2 protein-coding genes are annotated in these 5,046 nt (G+C 37.2%); both read right to left on the reverse strand.

Annotated elements, in window-relative coordinates; genetic code table 11:
• Positions 1–77: 77 nt before the first annotated feature.
• Positions 78–1,715 (reverse strand): type I restriction-modification system subunit M, encoded by a 1,638-nt coding sequence (locus tag ON15_RS11080; protein WP_010581559.1) that lies wholly within the window; start codon positions 1,713–1,715, stop codon positions 78–80.
• Between the two features lie 123 nt (positions 1,716–1,838).
• A complete protein-coding gene (locus tag ON15_RS11085) occupies positions 1,839–5,000 on the reverse strand; it encodes a type I restriction endonuclease subunit R (protein ID WP_010581560.1) in 3,162 nt (1,053 codons plus the stop codon).
• Positions 5,001–5,046 lie beyond the last annotated feature (46 nt).

Genomic DNA, 5,046 nt, shown 5'->3' on the forward strand with positions numbered 1-5,046 from the left:
CTTACGCTGTTCCCAATCATCATTAAATCCTGCAAACCTGATTGCAGGTACTTTTTTAGCATTTTTTTTTGTGTTCATTAAATCAGCTCCCGCATTAGTTTCTTAAATTGGTCTAGTTGTTTAGCTGATTTTTCATCTGTTCCTGTCAGCTCATCCATCATATCTAACAATTGTTTTTTGTTTTCAGCTATTTTTTTGTCTACCTCTTGTAAATCAGTTGCAACTTTAACTAAATCAATATCCGGTTCTGGTTCAAAATTATCAACATATCGCGGAATATTGAGATTATAATCATTTTCTTTAATTTCAGCTAAAGTTGCCACATGAGCGTATTTATCAACATCTTTTCGTTCTTTGTAGGTCTTAACAATTCTTGCTATGTCTTGTGGCCGAATAATATTTTGATTCTTGTTTTTTTCAAAATCACGTGAGGCATCGATAAACAGTACATTATCATTATGCTTATGTTTCTTTAAAATCATAATCAAAGTTGGAATGCTGGTTGAATGAAAAATATTAGCCGGCAAGCCAATAATGGCATCAATATGATTATCTTCAATTAACTTCTGTCGAATCTTGCCCTCTTTTGCACCTCTGAATAAAACGCCATGCGGTAAAACAATCCCCATCGTGCCATTTTCTTGCAGATGATAAAAGCCATGCAGTAAAAAGGCAAAATCAGCTTTTGATTTAGGCGGCAATACTCCGTAATCTCGGAAGCGTGGATCACTCAGCCGCTTTTCACTGTTATCCCAGTGAGCGGAGTAAGGAGGATTCATGACCACAGCATCGAACAAATATGGTTCATCAGTCGGCCAATCTTTGCTCAAAGTATCTCCATTATGCAGATGCATGTCGTCATATGAAACACCATGCAGCATTAAGTTCATGCGAGCCAAATTATATGTAGTGGTATTTAATTCTTGGCCATGATAGCTGATTAATTTTGGATTATCGACATGCTGACCCACTGTTAACAGCAACGATCCTGAACCAACTGCCGGATCGTAAATCGTCCGAATTTGATTGTCGCCTTTATCCCGCTGGTAAGTGACAATTTGGGCAATGATATCTGAAACTTCATGCGGCGTATAAAACTCACCGGCCTTCTTCCCCGCATCACTGGCAAACTGTGCAATCAGATATTCATAAGCATCCCCTAAAACATCACCATTATGTTCTGTCAAGTCGACTTCATTTAAGGCCAGCATTGTATCACTGATTGCTTGATTTCGCTGTTGCAAAGAACTACCTAATTTATTGCTACTTAAATCAACATCATCAAACAATCCGGAAAAATCCTGCGCTGAACGCAAATTTTGTGTCGAACGTTCCAAGTCATGCAATGCTTGTGATAAATCATCAAGTGCAAAAGTATGTTTTCGAATTTTTTCAATTAACGAACCATACAAAGCTTCAGGCTTAATAAAATAACCTAAAGCATTTTTCAAGTAATTAGTTGCCGGCTCTTTCATCTCGATACCTTCAATTTTGAATCCTGGCTGCATATACTTTTTGTATGCCGCGGCAATATTTTCACTTTCCCCTGACCATTCTTCAAAGGCATCTAAAGTCTTTTCAGACAAGAAGCGATAAAAAATCATCCCTAATAAATAATTCTTATACTCTGATGCATCCATCTTGCCCCGCAAGACATCGGCGGCATTCCAAAGTGCACTTTCTAAACTTTTAGCTTGACTACTTTTTTCTGGCATTTTGATTCTCCCACTTTTTAATGTTTAACTAATAAGATTTTACATTACTTGAAATACAACTAAAATATAAATAGTTGTTATCTTTTTTTAAAGACCGATTTCCTTAAAAAATCGGTCTTTAATTTATCTCTTCAAATAAACTTTTAAATTATTCTCAATAAAGCTACGCCATGCTTTTTGCGCTTTGACTCGATAAACCGGTAATGGTCCTCGAAACTGCAGACCTGCTTTTGAAGCAGCTTGCGCCTTTCTTGCCTGAGTTACATCAGCACTTTCGGTAAGTTCTTGTTCATGCCGCCAAATATTAGTCCCAATTTTGTGTTCTCGTGCAACTCGCAGCAAAGCTTTTTGATTTAGGCCCCAAAGTTCAGCAAATTCTTTAGTTTTTTGATCTAACCTATTTTCAGCAAATTCCGCGATTAATTCAGCTGCGTCAAGTTCTTTAACTGGTTTTCCAATCTTTTCTTTTTGCCGATACTCATCAAGCTTTTCTCGAATATAGGGGAATGCTTCATTAATCAGCTGAGCATCATCAGGGTGAATTTCTTTTAATTCGTTAACCTTTTTGCTGATTTCTGCTTGTTCTTGAACATACTCAGACAGATGTTCTTGCTTTTCAGCAATCGTTGAATACTGCTTTTGCTGATCTAACATATCTTGAATCAAACTTGTCAGATAATCATAGTCGACTTTAACGATTGAACTGATCGATAAAGAAAAGTCAAGGCCAGCTAATTCATCGCCATCTTTAATACCAACTTCAATTTCATGTTTGATCCGTTCGAATTTTCCAGTATAGTGTTCAATTTCTTCATCAGTGATTCCAAAATTCTTTTCACCGTTTTTCCAAGTAAAGTCCTTGTACATTACTAAAGAATTTAATTGGTTAGCTACTCGGCGAAAAGCTTTAACGAACTGAACTTTATCGGCATTGCTTTTCAAATCATCGGCAGCATTTGGGCTTGGGGCAATTTGCTTTAAATCTCCAACTGCCGCTTGAAACTGCTCAACGGCTTCATTATATTTTGGCCGCATCACAATGCTGAAAGATCCCTCACCACTGTATAAACGATAAGCCTCTTTTTCATTTTCTTCCATGACAGCCGGTCGGCGGAAAGTAACGATCTGGCCTTCACGTTTTAAATCACGATTCTGTAAACGGTTTGTCCGCGAATACGCCTGGATCAATTCTTGATATTCAAGCATCCGGTCAACAAATAGCGTATTTAATCTTGGAGCATCGAATCCAGTTAGTAGTCTTTTAACCACGATCACTAAATTGATATCCTGACTTGGTTTTAAATGGGCATAATACGATTCTCTGCGAGCAGCTCGTTTGGCGACATCTTCATTATAAGCACTCAAATCATCCATCCCAAAATTAGTCTGATACTGCTGATTGTAATCTTTGAGGATTTCACTCAATTTTTGATGTTCATTACCACTATTGTCATCATTTTCTGCCAATGAATAAGTAATCGCTATCCGTGGCCAATCAGGATCAATTTTGTTCTGAAAATCCTTTTTCTTCTTTTTAAAAGCTGCATAATACCTTTGTGCCATAGCAATTGAACTGGTGGTCAAAATAGCATTAAAATTACCATTTCCTAAACTAGTTTTCCGCGGTCCATTTTTCAAAATATATTCGACAACTTGATTTAGATGTTCATCGCCTTTTTCATAGTCTTCATTCTTGATGTAATTCTTCTCCAATTCTAAATCAGATAATTTTCTAACTTCATCATGAAGATTAGAAATGTCAAATGATGATACATCTCGTCCTTGCTTGGCTCTCTTCTTAATTAATTTGTCTTTTTCGCTTTGAATAGCTCGTTTGACTAAAGTATCCTGATCAATTGTATTGACATGTTCAACATTAAAGGGCAAAACAGCCTGGTCTTCAAGAGCATTGCGAATATTGTAAGTATGGCAAACTTTGCCAAATAATTCTTCAGTTGTAACTGCCAATTCACCTTTGATCTGCTTTTTATTCTCGTTAAAAATTGGCGTTCCAGTGTAGCCGTACCAGTTACTATTGATAAAGGCTTCACGGATTTCTTTTTGCATTTTACCAAATTGCGAGCGATGAGCTTCATCAACAAAGAAAATAACCCGTTTTTGCAAAATTTTGCCAAAACGAGTAGTTTTGCCCTCTTTTTCAAATTCCTGCTGTCTTTTTACTGCCCGATGCAGTTTTTGAATTGAGGTCACCAAAACTTTGCCGTCTTTTTCACGCAATTTGCGCATTAAATCACCAGTATTTTCAACTTCTTTGATTGAAATATCGTCATTAGCGGCATAAGCTGAAAAATTACTAGTTGTTTGTTCATCCAAATCTTTGCGATCGACTAGGAAAATTACCCGATCAACCCCTGGATCTTGAGCCGCCAATTTAGCTGTTTTGTATGATGTTAAAGTTTTACCTGAACCAGTCGTATGCCAAACAAAACCATCTTTATGTTCATGAATGCGGCGCATTACAGCTTCAATGGCGTAGATTTGATAAGGACGCAAAAGGATCAGACTCTTTCTTTCTTCATCAATCACGGTATATTCACCGACTAACTTATGAGCCATTGGAATATTCAAAACTTGTTTAGTAAAATCGATTCCATTTTCAACCGGATGATTATCCGGCGTGCGCCATTTAAAAATAAATGATTTATTGAATTTGTCCGGTTCAGCATTGGCAAAATAAGCTGAACTGTCTGGACTCATGATGACAAACATCTGAATCAACGAGTAGATGCCAGTGTACTTTCCTTCAAGTGCATACTTTTGAATCTGATTGAAAGCCTTTGTTAATTCAACTGTTGATTTTTTAAATTCAAGTTGAATCAGTGGTAAGCCGTTGATTAATAGTGTCACATCAAACCGGCGTTTTGCATCCCCTGGCCTGAGTGCTGGCCGAACTGCCTGACGAACAACTTCATAGCTTGATTTTCCGCCAGCAACATCGGCTTTCCAAAATAATTCCAGGACAACTTTACCTTCTTTAGCATCATCACGTTGAATCTCAACTTTACCGATACCATTCTCAGCCGCCAATAACTTAGCGGCTTGATATGGATTAGGTACCTCAATTGCCCGTTTTATTTGATTAAACTCATTCTCAGTCAGTGGATTCCCATGCAATTTTGCATAATTATTATTATTAATTTTGTCACGTAAATTAGCCCAGAGTTTATCCGGCGTTGCCATATATAAATCTTTTCGTTCCACCCACTGATTTTTCCCAGTCGTTAAAGTTTCAACGACTTCTTTTTCAAAATCTAATTCCTGCACCGACTGCACTTCCTTTTAAAAAATTGCATATACTCACTAATACCTG

Origin of the sequence: Liquorilactobacillus vini DSM 20605, from assembly GCF_000255495.1 — a bacterium.
Classification (GTDB): Bacteria; Bacillota; Bacilli; order Lactobacillales; family Lactobacillaceae; genus Liquorilactobacillus; species Liquorilactobacillus vini.